Here is an 18,388-nt window from a genome sequence, read left to right as displayed (position 1 = left end):
GCTCCCGCCGGGCCGAGCCCGGAGGAGGTCGGGGGGGGGGGGGGGGGGTGGGGGGGGGGGGGGGGGGGTGGGGTGGGGGGGGGGGGGGGGGGGGGGGGGGGGGGGGGGGGGGGGTGGGGGGGGGGGGGGGGGGGGGGGGGGGGGGGGGGGGGGGGGGTGGTGGGGGGGGGGGGGGGGGGGGGGGGGGGGGGCCGCGCCCCCCCCGGGGGGGGGGGGGGGGGGGGGGGGGGGGGGGGCCCCCCCCCCCCCCCCCCCGACGCCCGGATACGCGCGAGCATCCCCGACGCCGAACAGGCCCGCTTCAGCGACGACGCATTAGGCGGCGGCCTTCGCGCGCGACAGGTCCTCGAACAGCTCGGTGTTGAACCGGTAGGCGATGAGCACCTCGTCGATGACGCGCTCGCGCTCCTCCGCGCTCCAGTCCACGGCATCCAGTTGTTCGCGGTAGGTCTCCTTGAACTGCTTCGGCCTGGCGATCTGGTCGAAGAGGTAGAAGCCGACCCCGTTCGTCTCGAAGCCGAACTGTCGCTGCATGAGAGTGCGGATGACCTGCCCACCCGAGAGGTCGCCGAGGTACCGCGTGTAGTGGTGCGCCACGAAGCCTCCCGGCCAGGTGGCCGCGACGGTGTTGAGCCGATCGACGTAGCGCTTCGTGGTGGGCAGGGGTGCGATCTGCTGGTGCCAGTCATCCCCGAGCAGGAAGGCGAGGTCGAGGCGGATGGCGGGAAGCCGCGTGAGCTGCGGGCTGATGAACGGCGCGGCAACGGGATCCGTGGCCATCCGCTGCGCCGCAGCCTCGAGTGCCTCGTAGATGAAGAAGTGCTGGGCCACCAGGGCGATGTAGTCCTCGCGGGTGCCCCTGCCGGTCATGAGGTCGGACATGAAGCCCGCCCCCTCGCTGTCACCGTGACCGGACCAGGTGCGCTCGCGGAGCGCCTGCGAAAAGGGAATGACAGCGGTCACGGCGACTCCTGAGCTCAGGTTAGGTGACCCTAAGTTTAGTCGGGTGAACGGTGCTCAGTGGCCCATTCCCGGCATGTTCATATCCATCATTCCGCCCATCGTCCCCCCGTGTTCCATCGCTACGGATCCGGCCTGGGTCGCGGCGAGAGCCGGGGTGGTGAGACCTCCGACCAGAACTCCCGCGACGATAACGGCGGCCAGGTAGCGCACCGCACCGGGGGCCTTCGGCGCTCGCGCTGCCGGCCCGTCCGACGATCGCCGGCGAAGGATCACACTGAGAATCGTGGCGATGAAGAGCTCGAAGAGAGCGGCGATGCCCATCGGAACGAATCGCAGCGAAGACGCGATCTGGGGCGCGGCGAGAAGGGTGGCCGTCACGGTGAGGAGGCTCCAGAGCAGCACCGGTGCGAGGGCTCCAGCCTGTGCGAGCCGAGGAACGAGAAGTCGGTCTTTCACGAGGATGAGCACGCCCCAGGTGAGCTCGGCGAGGCCGAACACCGTCAGGGGGATGCCGACCGCGAGGGGAGAGCTGATCACGAGTGCCAGGTGGATTACTCCGGCACCGATGGCGGCGAAGGACAGCCACGAGCGGGTGATGACAGACATGAGAACTCTCCCCTGCGATCGATCGAGCGGATGCGACTACGCGGCCGCGTGGGCGCGAACTGCCTTGTCGGCGCCGAGCCCGACGCCGAGCAGGATCACGGCGCTACCGAAGTGGAGCACGTTGTCCGCGGTGTTGATGGCGAGGATGTTGGCGGCCGAGTTGAGGATGAACAGGCCGACGATGCCGAGCAGCAGGTACGCGGCCCCGATCGTGGTGTTCACGCTCTTGGATGCACGAATGCTGGACAGTCCGGCGATGAGAAGCGCGGCGCCGATCAGAAGGTGGGCGACGTTGTGGAACACATTGACCTCGAAGATGCCGAGCAGCAGGCCGCCCTTGACATCGAAGAAGCCGATGCCGGACGTTGCCGTGAAGCCGAGCAGTCCTACGAGAAGGTAGACCGCGCCGAAGACGGTCGCGAGCAGGCGGTTGGGTGACTTGGACATGATGTTTCTCCTCTACAGCTCGACGGGTGTCTCGCTTGACTAGGTATTCGTGGCCGCGCGTCCGAGGGTTTGGTAGCGGATATTCACCGCGCGCTCAGCGAGTGCCCAGCGTAGCCTCAGCGGGGTCGAGGAATGGTGCCGAGGCGGGCGTGCGCCTGCTCGTAGAGCGACACGATCTCGCGTCGGATCTCGGCGCGCTCCGTGATGGGCGCAGCCCACGGCATCCGCAATTCCCTGTCGCGTTCATCGCCGCTCCCCTCGACGGCGTAGCCCCAGTAGCCGGCCTCGCCGTCGAGCGAGGTCATCGCGCAAGCGGTAGCGGCGGGGTCGGCGAAGGCGCGCGCGATGAGAAGGTTGTCGTCGGCGTGGTCGGAGTTCATATGGGACAGCACGGCAGCGACCACGGCGGGCGGGAAAACGGGGGAATCTGGCACGACATCTACGGTATCCGTTCGCCCTCATGGGCCACCATGGGAGCATGCCGATCATGCCTGACACCAAGAACTGGACCTGGGTGCTCGATCGACCGTGCCCGGAGTGCGGTTTCGACGCCACCACCATCACGGCACGGGATGTCGCGGGGCTCGTGCGCGCGAACGCGGCGGCCTGGCCGGCGGTTCTGCGGCGAGCGGATGTCGCGCAGCGGCCCGACGACAGCACCTGGTCGCCCCTCGAATATGCCGTTCACGTGCGGGACGTGTACCGCATCTTCCTCGTGCGCCTCGGGCTGATGCTCGACGAGCACGACCCGGTCTTCCCCAACTGGGACCAGGACGAGACGGCACTGGCCGAGCGGTACAACGAGCAGGAACCGGCAGCGGTCGCACGCGAGATCATCGCGGCCGGTTCGGCGCTCGCCGATGCCTTCGAGGCGATTCCGGATGCCGCGTGGAGCCGCCCCGGCCGCCGCAGCGACGGGGCGGCCTTCACCGTTGCGAGCTTCGCGGTGTACCTCGCCCACGACCCGACGCATCACCTCTGGGACGTACGCGCCGCCGAGTGACGCGCGCGGGAGCTGGCTCTACTTGCTCGTGCCCTGCGACACGGAGCCCTGCAATTGGCGCTGGAAGATCAGGTAGACGATGAACACCGGCACGATCGTCATGACGGCCCCGGCGAAGAGCTGCCCGAAGTCCACCGAGTAGCCGGCCTGCGACGCGAAGGACGCCATGCCCTGCGTGAGCACATAGTTCTTCGGATCGGTGTTCAACGCCACCGGCAGGAGGAACTGGTTCCACAGGCCGACGAAGTTGAGGATGGCGACGGTGGCGAGTCCGGGACGTGCCATCGGCAGCATCACCTGGAAGAACGTGCGCCACTCCCCCGCGCCATCCAGCGCCGCCGCCTCTGCGATCGAATTGGGCAGTGCCTTGAAGAACGAGAAGAGGAAGAACACGGTGAACGGCAGGGCGAATGCCGCATAGGTGAGGATGAGCCCGGGCAGCGTGTTGAGCAGCCCGATACTGCGCAGCACGAAGAACAGCGGGACGATCGCGAGGAAGATGGGAAAGGTGAGGCCCGCGAGCATCAGGTAGTAGATGCCGCGGCTTCCCGGAAACTGGAACCGGGCGAGTACGTACGCGCACATCGCGCCGAACAGCATGGTCACCGCCAGGGCGCCGAATACGACGATCACCGTGTTGAGGAGGAAGCTGCCGATCCCGGCCGTCGTCCAGGCGCCGACATAGTTGTCGAAGTTCCACTTCGCCGGCAGTGAGAACGGCGAGGAGAAGATCTCCGAACTGCTCTTGAACGACGACATGACCGTCCAGAGCAGCGGCAGCACCACGATGATGCACCAGACGGTGAGGATCGTGTGGGAGATACCGCCGACCACGCGATCGCCGGTGGTCGTGGCGGATTTGCGCGTGAAGGTGCGGACGGCGGCATCCGCTTTGATCGTGGTCATTCTGCTACCTCATTCGTGCCGCCGGTGAGTCGGTTGACCAGGAAGACGATGCCGGCGAAGGCCAGGGTCACCAGCGCGAGAACGACTCCCATGGCGCATGCCAGGCCGAACTGGCCCTTGGTGAATGCCGTGGTGAAGAGCTGCTGTGACATGACGAGGGTGGAGTTGTTCGGACCGCCGCCGGGGTTCAGCGCGGCCATGTAGACGAAGGCATCCAGCGCAAGGATGCCCATGTAGATGTAGGCGGTCTGGATGTTGTCGCGAATCAGAGGAATGGTGATCGTGACCGCGGTGCGGAAACGGCCCGCCCCGTCGATGCGCGCCGCCTCGAAGATCTCGGCGGGAATTCCCTTGATCGCGGCGACGAACAGCACCATGTAGAAACCGACGAGCCCCCACACGATCACGAACATCGTCGCGATCATGGCGGTCCGCTGCTCACCCAGCCAGGCGAACGACTGGAACTGGTCGAGCCCCAGCCCGGTGAGGAGTCCGTTGAGGATGCCGTGGCTGGGGTCGTAGACCTGATTCCAGATGATGCCGATGACGATCGCCGGGATCACGTACGGGAAGAAGGAGACCACCCGGTACACGCTCGAGTTGCGCAGTCCGCGCACGGGGCCGTGGCTCGGTCCGCCGACGGTGACGAGGGAGGCGAGCACCAGGCTGAGCACCACGGTGATGATCGGCAGGAAGATCACCAGGATGAGGCTGTTGCCCACCGCCTTCATGAAGATGTCGTCGGAGAAGAGCTTGCCGTAGTTCACCAGGCCGATGAAGTTCATCCCGGGCGTGAATCCAGACCAGTCCGTGAGCGAGTAGTAGAAGGCCTGGATGAACGGCCACACCACGAACAGCACGTACCCGAGAACGGGCACGACGAGGAACACGATCATGAAGCTGATCTTGTCGAAAGTGAGATCACGCCGGCTCCAGCGCCGGGCGACAGAGACTCTGCCGCCCGGCGCCGAAGTGGGGGGAACGACAGCGGTCATGTGACAGTGACCTTCTTCACCGAGCTGTCGTTGCGCACCTTGTCGGTGATGGACTGCAGGCTCGACGTGAGCTGGGCGACAGAGGAGTCACCCTGCAGGAAGGTGTTCCACACCACGAGCTGGTCGGTGTTGAGCCCGTAGAGGTCGACGAAGTTCCACGAGAAGACGTCGCTGCCGGCGCCGTCGAGCAGCTTCACCTGCGACACGAGTGCCGTCGAGCCGAAGCCATCCGCCGGGATGGTGCCCTTCACGATGGTCGACGAGAAGGTCGTCTTGGCGAAGTTGACCGCCGCGTCGTTCGAGAGCATCGCGCGAAGGAACTCTTTGCCGCCGGCGACGTTCTTGCCCTGGGACGGCACGATGTAGCCCTCACCGGCGGTGGAGTGCAGCGACTTCTGCGGGAACTTGGATGACGTCGTCACCGTGAGTTCCGGAGCACCGGTCATCTTGAAGCCCGCCTTGGTCTGCGTCTTCATCTCGTTCTCGATCCAGCCGCCCGAGGGGTAGAGCAGGAACTTCTCCTCGTTGCTCCACTGGGCCTGAGCCGCGGTGAACTGCGTACCAGCACCACCGGGCTGCATGTAGCCGGCGTCGATGATCTTCTTGAGTCCGGCGAACACGTCCTGGATGGGCTGGAGCGACCAGCATCCGTCCTTCAGGTTCTCCAGGGCGAGGCGCACGTCGTCTCCGCCCTCCTTGATCGCGGACGCGATGGCCATCGTCTGGTAGTAGGTGGCAGCCTCCTTGCCCCAGCCGAACAGGTACTTGCCCTGTGCCTTCGCCTTCGCGCCGAGGGCGAGAGCCTCATCGTAGGTGGTGGGGACGGTCCAGCCGTTCGTCTCGAACAGCGAAGCCGAGTACCACATCGCATAGACGGTGAGCACGTAGTTGAGCTGAACGAACTTGCCGTCGAAGGTGCCCGGCTCGACCACCCCGGCGTAGAGGGTGTCTTTGATGACCTTCCCCTCGAGGTTCTTCGCCTCGATCACCGAGGTGAGATCCTCGAGCTGGGCCCGGATGGTGTTGATGCCGATGAGGTTCGCACCGCTGTTGTCGATCACGTCGGGCGGGTTTCCGCCGACGAAGCGCGGCTGAAGGGTCTGCGCGATGTTGGTCGCGGCCGTGACCTTGACTGTGGATCCGGGCTGAGCCTTCTCCACGACCTTGCCGGCGAAGTCGGCGTAGTCGATGCCGTAGCCGCCCTTGAAGATGACCGCGTCGACCGTGGACTTGTCCGCCATGCCGAAGGGGTTCTTGGCCGACACGGTGCCGCCCGGCGCCGCGGTGGTGCCCCCGCCGCCCACGCAGGATGCGAGCATCCCGGTGGCGGGAATGAAGATGCCGACAGCGAGGGCGCCGCGCAGGAACTGGCGGCGCTGGAAGGGCTCTGCTGCCTTAGTCACTGCTGCGTTCGTCAAAGAGGTGTTGCTCATGGTGTACTGCCTTTCATTCTTGGGGTGACGGGGATTCCGGATGCTGCGAATCAGGCGTTGCGGGTGATGTTGTATTGCAGTTCGAGGGCCTTGTTGTGCTCGTCTCCGCCCGGGATATTCGCCGAGATGTAGAGGGGAGGCGTGGAACCCTGCGCGGCGATGCGCTGGGCCGTGCCGATGGTGAGGATCTGGGCGATGTAGGCCGCGGTGATCGAGGAGACCGCGCCGACCGGGATTCCCCCGGAGAGCTCGATCGTCGCGTCACCGAAGGGAGCGAGGTTGTCGAGCACGACATCCGCCACATCGCGGAGTCGCTTGCCGCTGGCGTGCTTCGGCTCGACCCGCATGGTGTGGTCGAGGCTGGTCACCGCGATCACCGGATGACCGTGCTGCTTCGCCTCGAGGGCGAGGCCGACGATCGAGCCGTTGACACCGGAGTTGGAGGCGATCACGAAGACGTCGTTGGGGCCGGCGCCCGCGATCGCGAACAGCTCCGCGGCAATGTCGGGATTGCGTTCGAGGGAGGAACCGCCGAGGGCGCTGATGTCCAGGCTGCCACGCAGCACCACGTCGCGGAGGGCGATCTTCTTGGTGGGGATGAGGCCACCGGCACGACCGGCGATCTCCATGGCGAAGGCCTCCGAATGGCCGGTACCGAAGGCCTGGATCACTCCACCGCGACCGATCGCCTCGACGAACAGCGTGATGGCCTCGTCGAAGGCGCCGGCCTGGGCGCTCGCCGCGAGAGCCTCGATTCGAGACTGGACCTCGCGGGTGAAGGCGCTGTCCAGGTCGGACTGGGTGACGGTTTCTGGCACGGTGACTCCTGTTTTCAGTCGATCGATGGTGGGGTGTCGCGCGCGGCGCGCGGGGAGACCGGGGCACGGCGGGGGCGGCGGTGCGTCGCCACCGCTAGCGCGGAAGCAGCGAGGTTGTTGGTGGAGCGGGAGAAGTTCTCCTGCGCGGTGAGCAGGTACAGCAGGTCGAGCACGAGCAGCTGGCCGTGCTTCGCCGAGAGGTCGTCGGGCTGGAGGAACTGCTCGTAGACCGAGGTGACGATCGTGAGATTCGCATTCTCCGCGAGGGGAGAGGTCGGATTGTTGCTGATCGCCACGGTGAGCGCCCCGGCCCGACCGGCTTCCCGCAGCATTTGGATCGTCTCCTCCGTGCGCCCGGAGTTGGAGATTCCGATGGCCACCGATCCGGCATTCTGGATGGCGGCGCTCGTGAGCCCCGCATGAACCTCCGACCACACGTGCGTGTTCACACCGATGCGATACAGGCGTGCCTGCATCTCCTCGGCGAGGAACGCGCTCCCCCCGACTCCGTAGATGTCGACGTGACTGCTCGTGGCGATGCGTTTGGCAATCTTTTTCATCAGGGGCAGATCGATCGCGGCAGCGGTTTCACGCAGCGTGCGGGAGTGCGCGTTGATCAGGGTGCTGAGCACATCCGCGGCGGAATCCTGTGGCCCGAAGGCCCGGCCGATGTCGGTCTTCCAGGAGTCGCGCGCCGTGCTGCGCCCGAAATCGGTGGCGATGCTCACCCGGAACGGCACGTAACCGGCATAGCCGATCAGGCGACAGAATCGAGTGACGGTGGCCGCGGAGGCTCCGGCCTGGGCGGCGAGCTGGCCGATCGAGAGCTTGAGTGGCGCCTGGGGGTACTCGAGCAGGTAGTCCGCGATCTTCGCCATGGCGCCCGACATCTCCGGCCGCCGCGACTGGATGCGGTTGGCCACCCCTGCGGCATGCTCGCCGGGGGGAGTGGTGGGGGCAGACGTGACGGTGGTAATTACAATCTCCTTCTTTGGAGGTTCACGAAAATTATTCTTACAGTACAGTGTGCTCAGATCCCAAATATTTCGAAGAAGTAACGATGCGAAAAATTCTGGCCATTGACGCGGGGGGCACATCCTCTCGGGCCGTGCTGCTCGATGAGTCGGGAGCATGCTCCGGGTTCGGCCGCGCCAGCGGAGGCAATCCCACCGCGGTGGGCGTGGCCGGCGCCGTCGACGCCCTCGCTCTCGCCGCCGAGCGGGCTCTGGGAGGGCAGACCCCCTCGCCGACCAGCGACTCGCTCGTGGTCATCGCATTGGCAGGCACAGCGACGCCCCCCTTCATCACGCTGCTCGAGTCGAGGCTCGCGGGTCTCGGACTCGCCGGTCGCACCGTCATCGAGCCGGATCTGCTGGGAACCTTCTGCTCCGGTACGCCGCTGGTCGAGGGCTACGCGGTGATCGCCGGCACGGGCACGATCGCCGCTCGCATCTCCGATGGCCAGATCCACACGGTGAAGGGCGGATCGGGCTGGCTGCTCGGCGACGCCGGCTCGGGATTCTGGATCGGCCAGCAGGTCGCCCGCGCGGTCGTCGCCTCGCTCGACGGGCTTGGCCCGGCGACCACACTCACTCAGCTCCTGCTCGAGGCGACCGGCATCGAGCGAACGGGGGCGCGGAGTCGTGGACGGTCAGAAGAGCTCTCGCGGCTCGTCCATGAGCTCTACGCGCTGCGGCCCGTCGAGCTCGCCCGGTTCGCCCCGCTCGCCTTCCAGGCCCTCGACGTCTCACCCGCGGACCCGGTGGCTCGCGAGATCCTCGAGGCGGCGGCCGAGGCAATCGCGAGGGTGCTCAGCGCCGCACGGGAACCGGAGTTCGGCGACACCTCGGTGCCGGGGGTGGTCGTTTTGGGCGGCAGCGTGCTCGCGGCCGGGCTCGCGCGCGCACCGGCCATCTTCACCGACGCGCTGCAGGACGCCCTCGGTGGCGCCGAACTGGTGCCGGTGGAGGACGGCATCGTCGGAGCCGCTGTTCTCGCCTTCCGTCATCTCGGCCTCGAGGTGGACCCGGCCCTGCATCGTCGCCTCACGGCGGAGATCGATGGTGCGCGCGCGAGGGCCGGCGTCGCATGAGCCTCACGACAGGGTCTCGTGTTCTTGCACTCCCGGAGTTCGACAGTCCGGACACGCTGCCGATGGTCGGTCCTCCGTTGGAGACGCCATCCTCGATCTCCGGGGGCATTCCCCCGGAGATCCTCGAGGGTTCGGTATACGGCAATCCGTCCACCCTGTACCCCCACCAGGAGCAGGGGGACTACGGGCGCGATCTCGTGGACACGCCCGTGATGACCGTGGTGCTCGAGAACGACCTGTTGCGCGCCGTGTTCCTTCCGGAATGGGGTGGGCGACTGTGGGAGCTCTTCGACAAGCTGAGCGGCAAGCACCTCCTCCATTCGCCCGACACGATCCAGCTCGCCAACCTCGGGCTGCGCAACGCCTGGTTCGCCGGGGGGATCGAATGGAACATCGGCACTCGCGGGCATTCACCGGGCACGGCGAGCCCGGTCCACACGGCGATCGTCCGCACGCCGGAGGGCGAGGAGCTTCTCCGGCTGTGGGAATTCGACCGATTGCGCCAGGTGGTGTTCCAGGTCGATGCGTGGCTGCCGGATGATTCGCCGGTGCTGTTCGTCGCGGTGCGACTGAGGAACCCGAACGACAGCGCCGTTCCGATGTACTGGTGGACCAACGCCGCCATTCCCGAGAGCGAGCACACACGTGTGCTTGCCCCCGCCGAGTCCGCCTTCGCCAGCGCGTACGAGGGGGGCATCTCCCGAGTGCCGGTCAGCGCGGAGCCACCCGAAACAGACTGGACCCGGCCGAGGAACAACGCCCGGGCCAGGGACTTCTTCTTCGATATCCCGCCGGAGCAGCGCCCGTGGGTGGTCGCAGCCGATCAGCAGGGTGACGGTCTGGCGATGCTGTCCACACGGGGGCTGCGCGGGCGAAAGCTCTTCGTCTGGGGGAGGGGTGCCGGAGGCCGGCGCTGGCAGCGGTGGCTCACGCCACGCGGCGGCGACTATGCCGAGATTCAGGCTGGGCTCGCCCAGACCCAGTTCCAGCACCTGGAGATGCCCGCCGGCGCGGACTGGAGCTGGGTGGAGGCCTACGGCAATGGCCGGCTCTCCCCGGCGCTCGCGCACAGCCCGGATTGGCGACACGCTGTCACCCATGCAGAAGAGCGGCTCTCGCGGCTGGCGGACGCGGCCGAGCTCGACGCTGCGCACCGTGCAGCCCGGTCCTGGGCCGACCTGCCTCCCACTCTAATTCTTCTCTCCGGCAGCGGATGGGGCGCGCTCGAGAGCGCCCGACGGAGTCGATCGGGGCGGAGGTGGGTCGACGAGGCCGGCACGCCCTTCCCGCGCGAGTCCATCACGGACGACCAGCGTTGCTGGCTGGAGCTGGTGGAAGGGCGCACCGCGTCGAGCCCGCCGCCGGGGACCGGCGGATTCGTGGCCGGCGCCGATTGGGAAAGGCTCTGCGCCGAAGGGGGCGACAGCGCGGCATCCTGCTTCCACCGGGCCACCATGAGGCACGCCGCCGGAGACCGCGAGGGTGCCGCGCGCCTCTACCGGGCATCCCTCGAGTTCGGGTCGAGCGCCGGTGCCGAGCGCGGACTCGGCATGCTCGGCATGAGCGGAAGCGATCCGCGGGGGCGGGCCGAGGCGGTGGAGCACTACCGCCGCGCCTGCCGGCTGGATCCAGCCGACACGGCGCTGATCGTCGAAGCGGCGACGGCGGCGATCGCGCAGGGTGCGGCGACTGCCGCCCTCGAGATGCTGTCGCTCCCCGGAATCGGGGGAGGTCACCGCAGCGGCAGATTGCGACTGTTGGAGGCTCGTGCTCTCGCCCTGGCGGGAGACTCTGCGAGAGCCGTGACGCTCTTGCGAGGGGACATCGTGGTCGCAGACCTCCGGGAGGGCGAGAACGCCATGGCAGAACTCTGGCGACAGGTCATCCCGAACGAGCCGATCCCTCGTCAGTACGAGTTCAGCATGACCGAGGACAGCCGATGACGGGCATCGCGATCGTCGGTCGCGGAGCGATGGCTCAGGCTCACGCGCGGGCCTGGAGTGAACTCGGGTTGGGTGATGACATCCTCTATGTCACTACCCTGACAGATGGGGCACCGCTGCCACATGCGCGGCTGGCGCGCTTCGAACCGGACCTCGGCGTGGTTCTCGCAGACCCCCGGGTCACCATCGTGTCGGTGTGCACCCCCACGACCACCCACGCGAGAATCGCCCTCCGCGCCCTGCGAGCGGGCAAGAACGTGCTGCTCGAGAAGCCGATAGCGCTCACGATGGCGGATGCCGTCGCCCTGCGGGATGAGGCCGCCTCGAGTGTTGGGGTGCTCATGGTCGCCCACGTGGTGCGCTTCTTCGACGGCTACCGACTGGTGCGGCGCTCGGTGGAGGAGGGGATGCTCGGCAGCGTGCTGTCCGTGCGCGCCGGCCGGTTCAGCCCGGCTCCCCGGCCATCGACCTGGTGGCACGATGACGCGCAATCCGGCGGGATGGTGGTCGACTTCAGCATCCACGACTTCGACCAGCTCAACCTGCTGCTCGGCACCCCGCTCTCGGTGACTGCACGCCGCGCGAGACCCGACGGCCCGGTCGAGGCGACCGTCGACTACGAGGGGGGAGGGGTGGGCCACACCACGGGTTTTATGGGGATGCCGCGCGGATTCACCTTCGCCTCGACGCTCGATCTCGTCGGAAGCGAGGGGATCGCCAGTCACGGTTTCGCTGGAAGGCTCGACTCGGAAGAGCTGTCATCGGCGCCGGACACCGTGCGCCTGCAGACCGCGGCGGGGGTGACGGAGAAGCTGATCGGGGCGCACAATCCCTACCGAAACCAGGCCGAATACTTCCTCGAGTGCGTGCGCTCCGCATCCGCTCCAGATTTCTGCCCGGTGGATGCCGCGGTGCTCGCTCTCGCCGTCGCCCTCGCGGCGCGCGAATCACTGGGCGCCGGCCACGCCGTCGCCCTCGACTAGTCGAGCAGGTGGTCTTCCAGGAACGCGGAGGTGCGGGCGAAGGCGAGGGCGGCGGCGTTCACATCCACGCGATCGGTGATCGTCGCGTTGGCGAAGGAATGCACGGTCGCGAGGTAGGTCCACTCGGTGATCGGCGTGCCGTGGTCCTTCAATCTGTCGATGAACGACTCCGGGTCCTCTCCCTCATCCCAGTCGTCGATCTCGGCGAGATGGAGCAGCACAGGGGCGGGGATCACGCCGTGCTGGGACGGCCCGAGCGTCGCGTAGTACGCGACAACCGCATCCGCCTCGCCGCTCTGGGCGTGCAAGAGAGCGAGCCAGCCGCCGAGAGAGAATCCCACCACTCCCACCCGGGTGCTGCCTTCGGTGCGCGCCACCTGGATGATGTCGTCGAGTTCCGCGAGGGCACCCGCCACATCCAGCTGGGCCATCAGCACCTCTGCGGTCGCGGCCTCGACGGTGGCGACCCCGTTGTAGAGGTCGGGAACGACCACGCGGTAGCCCTGGCGGGAAAGCGCGGTGGCGTAGTTCGCGAGCCAGGGAAGACGTCCGTACCAGTCGTGCAGCACGAGCACGAGCGGTCTGCCCCGCTCGCCGAAGCTGAGGGGGATTCCCGGCGAGGGGATGGGGACGAGCTCTGACATACCGGCCCTTAGGGAGAACGACGGGTGGTCTCGATGCACGTCACTCTAGTGGAGGCGGAAGCCACGGCACCGATGCCGCACGGATCAGGCCGAGCGCACCGCGAACTCCGCCTGCAGCGGAAAGTCCTGGTCGTCGAGGATCACCTGGGCGCAGGCACCCGTGTGCACATTGACCACGATCGGAGCGAGAAGGTTCATTCGCGTGCCGGTCTCACCGGGGTTCGCGACCACGAGCACCATGGCGTCTTCGGCACTGTGCAGGTCGATGGCCCGGCAGTGTTCGTCGGAGATCTCGGGGGAGTAGTCGGGCAGATAGACCGCGGCATCGAGCACGAAGAGCCGGATGGCGGTGTTCTCGACGGCACGGAGCGAATACAGTCCCTCGGCCCCGGAGACCTCGTTGAGCGTGAACTGGGTGAGCGGGGCGAGCCCGGCCGGTGGGGTGACGAAAGCGAGCGCTGCACTCATCGGAGGAAGTCCATGAGAGTGGGCTGCAGGGTGCGCGCGGTCACGGCGAGGGCCGCCTGGTAGGTGACCTCCTGCTGCTTGAGCTTGATCACGATCTCTCCCACGTCTGCGTCTTCGATCCCGGCGCGCTGCACCTCGAGGTTTCCGGTCCTACTCACGATGGCATCCTTCGCTGCGGTGATCTGGTTCTGGCGAGCGCCGGCGGCGGTCTGGGTGTTGAGCATTGCGGTCATGCGGGTGTCGATGGCGCCGAGGCTCGGCCCCACGTTGACGCCCGATCGCAGGTCGGCGACGATCGAGTCGATGAGGGCGAAGGCGGAGGATGAGCCGGTGCCGAAAGCGGCGGCCCCGTCGGCATCCACCTGGACCGTCGCGTTGGTGTCGATGCGCCGGACGACCGATGAGCCGGTGCCGGTGTAGCTCAGGTCGGGGCGGAAGGCGACTCCGGCATCAGAGCTGCCCGCGAAGACGGTGCGGCCGAGGTAGGTGGCGTTGGCCTTGCCGAGCAGGTCGGTGCGGAGGCCTTCGAGAGCGGTCGCGATAGCCTCCTTGGCCGTCGGCGAGAGTGAGCCGTCGCTGGCACCCTGCACGGTCAGATCGCGCACCTGGTGCATGATGTCGGTGCTGGCGCTGAGACTGGCATCCACGGTGGCGAGCCAGCCCATTCCATCGTCGGCATTGCGCCCGAACTGGGCGGTCTGACTCTGGGCGGCACGCACGCGCATCGAGTCGGCGGTGCCGGTCGGGTCGTCCGAGGGGGTCGTGATCTTCTTGAGGCTCGTCGCCGTGTCCTGCAGCTTGGCCAGCAGGGCCGCGGCCGACTGCAGGTTGATCTGCGAGTTCGCCATCCTGGTCTGGCTTGTCACTCGATTGACCATGACTTACCTCCCCACTATTCCGGTGTGATTGATGAGGGTGTCGAGCATCTCGTCGACTGCCGTCATGACTCGGGCGGCGCCCTGGTAGGCCTTCTGGAAAGTCAGCATGTTGACGTTCTCCTCGTCGAGGTCGACGGAGGAGTTCGCGAGCTGGGCGGCCGTCGCCGCGGCGGTCACCGAGTCGGCGAGAGTGGCCTGTTGGAGGGCCGTCTTCGACGTGGTGCCGATCTTCGTGACGAACGCCGTCCAGACGGAGTCGGGGGAATTGGGGGCCGATCCCAGTTGCGAGATCGCCTCCGCGTTCGAGCCGTTGTTGCCGCCGGCACCCGGTGCGCCGCTGGCGACCTGGGCGGCACCGGTCGGAACCACCGTCAGGCCGAGGGCCGCCGGACCTGTGGCCGAGATGGCGAAGAAGTCGAGGCCGGTGGCCCCGGAGGGGGTCGCTCCGGCCTGGTGGGCGGCGTTGACCGTGGTCGCCAGCGCGGTGGCGAACGCGTTGTAGCCCGCCGCAGCCTCGGCGATCGCGCCACCGGTGCCGGTGCCGTTCGCGGCGGTGAGCATGGCGATGGAGCCGGCGATCTCGCCGGATTCGACGGCGACGGACTGGCCGGGCCGGTTGGTCCACTCCAGCGTCACGGGGGAGCCGCTCGCCCCGGCGAGTGAATTGCTGCCGGTGACCGTGACGGATCGGAACACGTCGCCCGAGACGAGGGCATTGCCGCCCACGAGCACCTCGGCGGTGCCGTCGGGGAGGGTGCGTACCGTGCCGCCGGTGAGCGCCGCGATCGAGGAGGTGAGCGCGGAACGCTGGTCGAGCATCTCGTTGACGGATCCGCCCGTGGCGAGAGTGTCGCGAATAGCGCCGTTGAGGGCGGCGACGCGGGTGCCGGCATCGTTGAGTTCGGCCGCCATCCCGTCGAGCTTGGTGCGCACATCCGTCCAGGTGGAATCGACGGCGGAGTAGCCGGTCGCGATCTGCCCGGCGAGCTGGGTCGCCTTCTGCAGCAGCACGCCGGCGGGGGCCTCGTCACCGGGCCGGTTCGAGACATCCCCCCACGCCGACCAGAAGGCGTTCAACTGGGCGGAGATGCCGGTGGTGCTCGGCTCGTTGAGGGAGGCTTCGACGCTGCTGAGTGCATTGGAGCGAACGGCGAGGTTGCCGGATGTCGCGCCCGAGCTTCGCACGCGCCCGTCGAGGATCACGTCCCCGAGCCGCGCGATGCCGTCGACGGTCACGCCCTGGCCGACCTGGGCGTTGGAGAGCACGAGAGGACCGATCTGGGTGAGAGATCCGGCCGCGGCCGTGCTGACGCGCTGGCGGGTGTAGCCCGTGGTGCCGGAGTTGGCGATGTTCTGCCCGACCACATCGAGTCCCTGGCGAGCGGCGTTGAGGCCGGTGAAGGCCGTATTCAGGCCGCTGAAGGTGCTCACGGGGTCACAGTTTCAGGTCGAAGATCTGGGCAGAGGGGTTGGCGACGCCGGATTCACCGTGCGCGTCGTAGGTGCCGCTTTCGGTGCTGCCATCGGCCTGCGCCTCCTGGATGAAACGCAGGGCGGTGCGCAGGTAGTGCTCGTTGAGGTCGCGAAGGTCGCGGATCTGCTCGGTGTACTCGGTAAGCGCATTGAGGTGCGCGGTGAAGATGTCCGCCCACGGGCCATCCGGTGCCGTATCGACGAGCTCGCGAAGGGTCGCATTCTGGGGTGCGCCCCACTCGCCGGCGACGACGGCCGCCTCTACCGAGCGGGCAAGGCCGGCGGCACGAAGGCGTTCCATCACCTGTTCGACCTCGCGGGTGGCGTACTGGAGCCACCGCGACTTGCCCGTGGTGAGCAGGAACTGCTCCTCCTCGAGCTTGAAGGCGAGCAGGTCGAGGAGTTCTCGCTCCCGCCACAGGCAGGCTGAGAGTTCGTTGGCGCTCATGCGGGCTCCCGTTCGGTCGCCCACCAGTGCGGACGACTCCCGTGCTCGTTCTACCGACTGCATTTTCTCCACCTCGCTCGACGAGATGAACTATCGGCAAGGGTATCCCGCAGGTAAGTGGTAACGCCCTTAAGTCACGGAGCTGAGCGTTCGGCGTGTCCACCATAAGGGGGACCGGGCGACTTGATCGGGGTACATTCGCCCCCGGAATGGGGACAAAAATCGAGCAAATACCACTAAAAAGGGGGGCAGGACGGGTTACTCGCCGCCGATAGAGTCGCCTCAGATCGACGGGGAATCCGACCCCCGAACTCGATCTACACCCGATCAATCACCCGAAGCGTCCGCTCCACCCGCACGACCCTTACCCGAAAAACAGTCCGTTTTTTAGCAGGCGTTCTCTTCTTATCTAGAGCAAGAGGCGCCGACCGCAACGCGATCACTGGGACCGCATCCGGGGGCAAGGCACGTGAACAGGACAGAACGCAACGCGCTCGTTGTGCAGAATCTTCCGCTGGTGGGCTACCTCGTCTCCGAGGTCTGGGCCAAGGCGACTCACCTGTCCCGCGACGACCTCGCCTCGGCCGGCGCCGTCGCCCTGATCACGTCGGCGGATGCCTTCGACCCGACTCTCGGAATCCCCTTCGGTGCCTTCGCCCGCCGCCGGATCGTCGGCGCGTTCGCCGATGAGATGCGCTCGAGCGACTGGGCGAGCCGCGGAGCTCGACGCCGCATCAAGGAGACCGTCGCGGTGAAGGACACCCTCACCGCCGCACTCGGTCGCACCCCCTCGGTCGACGAAATCGCCTCCTCCCTCGGGGTCGACCGCAGTGAAGTCACCGCCGGCCTGACGGATGCCGCCCGCACCGTCTCTCCGCTCGATGACACCACCTCCGAGTTCCTCATCGCCGACACCGCTCTCCCCGAGGAATCACTCCTCTCTGCTGAGCGACTCGACTACCTGTCCGCCGCCGTCGAGGCGCTTCCCGAGAAGATGCGTCTCATCGTGCGCCAGGTCTACTTCGAGGACCGCACGGTCAAGGAGATCGCCGATGAGATGGGCATCACCCACTCCGCCGTCTCCCAGCAGCGCGCCGAGGCGATCCGCCTGCTGCGCGACGGGCTGGAGACCCACTACTCCGATTCGTACTTCGCCGGCGAAGCGCCCACCGGCAGCGACGCCTCCTACCAGCCGATCTCTCGCATCGCACCCGCCGCCCGCAGCGCCTACCTCGCCCGCGTGGCCAGCTATGCGATGGCGGAGCTCTCCCACCTTTCCCTGACGCAGTCGAGCAACGCGGCCGCGTCCTAAATAACTCAAAAGATTTAAGCCCGGCTCCTAACGCGCCAGCGTGAGCAGCCGATAGCTGAAGGTGTCGGACCACGGATGGGCCGATTCGAATAACCCAACATCACGGAGGAATACATCATGGGTATGCAGGTCAACACCAACATTTCGGCACTCAACTCGTACCGGAACCTCAGCAACACGCAGAACGATCTCGCAAAGTCGCTCGAGAAGCTCTCCAGCGGTCTTCGCATCAACCACGCCGCGGATGACGCAGCTGGCCTCGCAATCTCCCAGGGTCTGCAGTCGCAGGTCGGAGGCCTCACGGTCGCCAGCCGCAACGCGCAGGACGGCATCAGCGTCATCCAGACCGCTGAAGGTTCGCTCTCCGAGGTTCAGACCATCCTGCAGCGCGTTCGTGACCTCGCCGTTCAGTCCGGTAACGACTCGAACAACGCAGACTCACGCACCGCCATCCAGACTGAGGTCACGGCACTCGGCTCTGAGCTCACCCGGATCAGCACGTCCGCCAACTTCAACGGCACCCAGCTGCTGACCGGCGCGGCGACCACTGCTGGCCTGACGTTCCAGATCGGTGCGGGTTCGGTCGCGGCGAACGACCAGATCAATGTTAAGACCACCGATGTCGCCGCGATTGCCACCGCAGTCAACGCGATGGCCTTCACCGACAGCACTGCGGCGCTGGCGTCGATTGCGTCTGCCGACACGCAGATCACCTCCGTTTCGACCGCTCGTGCCAGCCTCGGTGCGCAGCAGAACCGTTTCGAGAGCGTCATCCGCAACCTCAGCGTCTCCACCGAGAACCTGACGGCGGCGAAGTCGCGCATCACGGACACCGACATGGCGTCCGAGATGGTCAAGTACACGCGCTCCAACATCCTGTCCCAGGCCGGCACCGCGATGCTCGCGCAGGCCAACCAGGGCAACCAGGGCGTGCTGCAGCTTCTCCGCTAGATCGGATAGCTCAGCAGGCGTGTAA

The 18,388-nt window shown here is 67.1% G+C and carries 20 protein-coding genes; 6 read left to right on the top strand and 14 right to left on the bottom strand.

Annotation, left to right across the window (positions count from 1 at the left end):
* Nucleotides 1-315: 315 nt before the first annotated feature.
* From ABIB54_RS15755 to ABIB54_RS15740, 4 genes are all read right to left on the bottom strand, one after another.
* Nucleotides 316-963: a biliverdin-producing heme oxygenase gene (locus ABIB54_RS15755; RefSeq protein ID WP_354576470.1), complete on the bottom strand. Its 648-nt coding sequence runs from the start codon at nt 961-963 to the stop codon at nt 316-318.
* A 54-nt stretch (nt 964-1,017) separates the two neighbouring features.
* Nucleotides 1,018-1,569: a hypothetical protein gene (locus tag ABIB54_RS15750; RefSeq protein WP_354576469.1), complete on the bottom strand. Its 552-nt coding sequence runs from the start codon at nt 1,567-1,569 to the stop codon at nt 1,018-1,020.
* Between the two features lie 36 nt (nt 1,570-1,605).
* Entirely contained in the window at nt 1,606-2,016 is a 411-nt protein-coding gene (locus tag ABIB54_RS15745; RefSeq protein WP_354576468.1) for a DUF4383 domain-containing protein, read from the bottom strand.
* 116 nt (nt 2,017-2,132) lie between these two features.
* Nucleotides 2,133-2,450: a DUF2470 domain-containing protein gene (locus ABIB54_RS15740; protein ID WP_354576467.1), complete on the bottom strand. Its 318-nt coding sequence runs from the start codon at nt 2,448-2,450 to the stop codon at nt 2,133-2,135.
* A gap of 53 nt (nt 2,451-2,503) precedes the next feature.
* Between ABIB54_RS15740 and ABIB54_RS15735 the strand changes: the two genes are divergently transcribed.
* Entirely contained in the window at nt 2,504-3,019 is a 516-nt protein-coding gene (locus ABIB54_RS15735; protein WP_354576466.1) for a DinB family protein, read from the top strand.
* 18 nt (nt 3,020-3,037) lie between these two features.
* Here the strand turns inward: ABIB54_RS15735 and ABIB54_RS15730 are convergent, their stop codons facing one another.
* Genes ABIB54_RS15730 through ABIB54_RS15710 form a run of 5 tightly spaced genes read right to left on the bottom strand, consistent with a single transcriptional unit; the run spans nt 3,038 to nt 8,094 of the window.
* A complete protein-coding gene (locus ABIB54_RS15730; RefSeq protein WP_354576465.1) occupies nt 3,038-3,925 on the bottom strand; it encodes a carbohydrate ABC transporter permease in 888 nt (295 codons plus the stop codon).
* On the bottom strand, nt 3,922-4,920 hold the full coding sequence (locus ABIB54_RS15725; protein WP_354576464.1) for a carbohydrate ABC transporter permease: 999 nt from the start codon (nt 4,918-4,920) through the stop codon (nt 3,922-3,924). Before ABIB54_RS15725 ends, ABIB54_RS15730 begins: the two co-directional genes overlap by 4 nt.
* Nucleotides 4,917-6,353 (bottom strand): N-acetylglucosamine/diacetylchitobiose ABC transporter substrate-binding protein, encoded by a 1,437-nt coding sequence (gene ngcE, locus ABIB54_RS15720; protein ID WP_354576463.1) that lies wholly within the window; start codon nt 6,351-6,353, stop codon nt 4,917-4,919. The genes ABIB54_RS15725 and ngcE overlap by 4 nt, the downstream gene beginning before the upstream one ends.
* A gap of 50 nt (nt 6,354-6,403) precedes the next feature.
* The gene (locus tag ABIB54_RS15715) at nt 6,404-7,171 is read right to left on the bottom strand and encodes a sugar isomerase domain-containing protein (RefSeq protein WP_354576462.1); all 768 of its coding nucleotides are present in this window, start codon (nt 7,169-7,171) and stop codon (nt 6,404-6,406) included.
* A 14-nt stretch (nt 7,172-7,185) separates the two neighbouring features.
* The gene (locus ABIB54_RS15710) at nt 7,186-8,094 is read right to left on the bottom strand and encodes a MurR/RpiR family transcriptional regulator (protein ID WP_354576461.1); all 909 of its coding nucleotides are present in this window, start codon (nt 8,092-8,094) and stop codon (nt 7,186-7,188) included.
* Between the two features lie 137 nt (nt 8,095-8,231).
* Between ABIB54_RS15710 and ABIB54_RS15705 the strand changes: the two genes are divergently transcribed.
* From ABIB54_RS15705 to ABIB54_RS15695, 3 genes are read left to right on the top strand one after another with little or no spacing between them, the layout of a single operon-like run.
* Nucleotides 8,232-9,263 (top strand): N-acetylglucosamine kinase, encoded by a 1,032-nt coding sequence (locus ABIB54_RS15705; RefSeq protein WP_354576460.1) that lies wholly within the window; start codon nt 8,232-8,234, stop codon nt 9,261-9,263.
* Nucleotides 9,260-11,206: a DUF5107 domain-containing protein gene (locus ABIB54_RS15700; RefSeq protein WP_354576459.1), complete on the top strand. Its 1,947-nt coding sequence runs from the start codon at nt 9,260-9,262 to the stop codon at nt 11,204-11,206. Before ABIB54_RS15705 ends, ABIB54_RS15700 begins: the two co-directional genes overlap by 4 nt.
* Entirely contained in the window at nt 11,203-12,189 is a 987-nt protein-coding gene (locus ABIB54_RS15695) for a Gfo/Idh/MocA family protein (RefSeq protein ID WP_354576458.1), read from the top strand. The genes ABIB54_RS15700 and ABIB54_RS15695 overlap by 4 nt, the downstream gene beginning before the upstream one ends.
* Here the strand turns inward: ABIB54_RS15695 and ABIB54_RS15690 are convergent.
* The 5 genes from ABIB54_RS15690 to ABIB54_RS15670 form a co-directional block, all read right to left on the bottom strand.
* On the bottom strand, nt 12,186-12,833 hold the full coding sequence (locus ABIB54_RS15690) for a dienelactone hydrolase family protein (protein WP_354576457.1): 648 nt from the start codon (nt 12,831-12,833) through the stop codon (nt 12,186-12,188). The genes ABIB54_RS15695 and ABIB54_RS15690 overlap by 4 nt on opposite strands.
* An 84-nt stretch (nt 12,834-12,917) precedes the next feature.
* The gene (locus tag ABIB54_RS15685; protein WP_354576456.1) at nt 12,918-13,301 is read right to left on the bottom strand and encodes a flagellar assembly protein FliW; all 384 of its coding nucleotides are present in this window, start codon (nt 13,299-13,301) and stop codon (nt 12,918-12,920) included.
* Nucleotides 13,298-14,149, bottom strand: coding sequence for a flagellin N-terminal helical domain-containing protein (locus tag ABIB54_RS15680; RefSeq protein WP_354576455.1), 852 nt, complete (start codon nt 14,147-14,149; stop codon nt 13,298-13,300). The genes ABIB54_RS15685 and ABIB54_RS15680 overlap by 4 nt, the downstream gene beginning before the upstream one ends.
* 33 nt (nt 14,150-14,182) lie before the next feature.
* Complete coding sequence (gene flgK, locus ABIB54_RS15675) at nt 14,183-15,610, bottom strand: flagellar hook-associated protein FlgK (protein WP_354576454.1); 1,428 nt, start codon at nt 15,608-15,610, stop codon at nt 14,183-14,185.
* A gap of 4 nt (nt 15,611-15,614) precedes the next feature.
* Nucleotides 15,615-16,100 carry a flagellar protein FlgN gene (locus ABIB54_RS15670; protein ID WP_354576452.1) on the bottom strand — a complete coding sequence of 162 codons (486 nt, stop codon included), beginning with the start codon at nt 16,098-16,100 and terminating at the stop codon, nt 15,615-15,617.
* A 469-nt stretch (nt 16,101-16,569) separates the two neighbouring features.
* On the opposite strand from ABIB54_RS15670, the gene ABIB54_RS15665 reads away from it, so the two are divergent.
* Together ABIB54_RS15665 and ABIB54_RS15660 are read left to right on the top strand one after the other, a co-directional pair.
* Entirely contained in the window at nt 16,570-17,412 is an 843-nt protein-coding gene (locus ABIB54_RS15665; RefSeq protein WP_354576451.1) for a sigma-70 family RNA polymerase sigma factor, read from the top strand.
* A 117-nt stretch (nt 17,413-17,529) separates the two neighbouring features.
* Entirely contained in the window at nt 17,530-18,363 is an 834-nt protein-coding gene (locus ABIB54_RS15660; RefSeq protein WP_354576450.1) for a flagellin N-terminal helical domain-containing protein, read from the top strand.
* Nucleotides 18,364-18,388: the final 25 nt, after the last annotated feature.

Origin of the sequence: Frigoribacterium sp. UYMn621 (assembly GCF_040549525.1) — a bacterium.
In the GTDB taxonomy this organism is placed as follows: Bacteria; Actinomycetota; Actinomycetes; order Actinomycetales; family Microbacteriaceae; genus Lacisediminihabitans.
This window is presented reverse-complemented; position numbering and strand designations above follow the sequence as displayed.

What these genes read in the sequence shown, in the direction of transcription:
- ABIB54_RS15750 (WP_354576469.1), bottom strand. Translation starts at nt 1,569, where the DNA reads ATGTCTGTCATCACCCGCTCGTGGCTGTCCTTCGCCGCCATCGGTGCC.
- ABIB54_RS15745 (WP_354576468.1), bottom strand. Translation starts at nt 2,016, where the DNA reads ATGTCCAAGTCACCCAACCGCCTGCTCGCGACCGTCTTCGGCGCGGTC.
- ABIB54_RS15735 (WP_354576466.1), top strand. Translation starts at nt 2,504, where the DNA reads ATGCCTGACACCAAGAACTGGACCTGGGTGCTCGATCGACCGTGCCCG.
- ABIB54_RS15730 (WP_354576465.1), bottom strand. Translation starts at nt 3,925, where the DNA reads ATGACCACGATCAAAGCGGATGCCGCCGTCCGCACCTTCACGCGCAAA.
- ABIB54_RS15725 (WP_354576464.1), bottom strand. Translation starts at nt 4,920, where the DNA reads ATGACCGCTGTCGTTCCCCCCACTTCGGCGCCGGGCGGCAGAGTCTCT.
- ngcE (WP_354576463.1), bottom strand. Translation starts at nt 6,353, where the DNA reads ATGAGCAACACCTCTTTGACGAACGCAGCAGTGACTAAGGCAGCAGAG.
- ABIB54_RS15705 (WP_354576460.1), top strand. Translation starts at nt 8,232, where the DNA reads ATGCGAAAAATTCTGGCCATTGACGCGGGGGGCACATCCTCTCGGGCC.
- ABIB54_RS15700 (WP_354576459.1), top strand. Translation starts at nt 9,260, where the DNA reads ATGAGCCTCACGACAGGGTCTCGTGTTCTTGCACTCCCGGAGTTCGAC.
- ABIB54_RS15695 (WP_354576458.1), top strand. Translation starts at nt 11,203, where the DNA reads ATGACGGGCATCGCGATCGTCGGTCGCGGAGCGATGGCTCAGGCTCAC.
- ABIB54_RS15690 (WP_354576457.1), bottom strand. Translation starts at nt 12,833, where the DNA reads ATGTCAGAGCTCGTCCCCATCCCCTCGCCGGGAATCCCCCTCAGCTTC.
- ABIB54_RS15685 (WP_354576456.1), bottom strand. Translation starts at nt 13,301, where the DNA reads ATGAGTGCAGCGCTCGCTTTCGTCACCCCACCGGCCGGGCTCGCCCCG.
- ABIB54_RS15680 (WP_354576455.1), bottom strand. Translation starts at nt 14,149, where the DNA reads ATGGCGAACTCGCAGATCAACCTGCAGTCGGCCGCGGCCCTGCTGGCC.
- ABIB54_RS15670 (WP_354576452.1), bottom strand. Translation starts at nt 16,100, where the DNA reads ATGAGCGCCAACGAACTCTCAGCCTGCCTGTGGCGGGAGCGAGAACTC.
- ABIB54_RS15660 (WP_354576450.1), top strand. Translation starts at nt 17,530, where the DNA reads ATGGGTATGCAGGTCAACACCAACATTTCGGCACTCAACTCGTACCGG.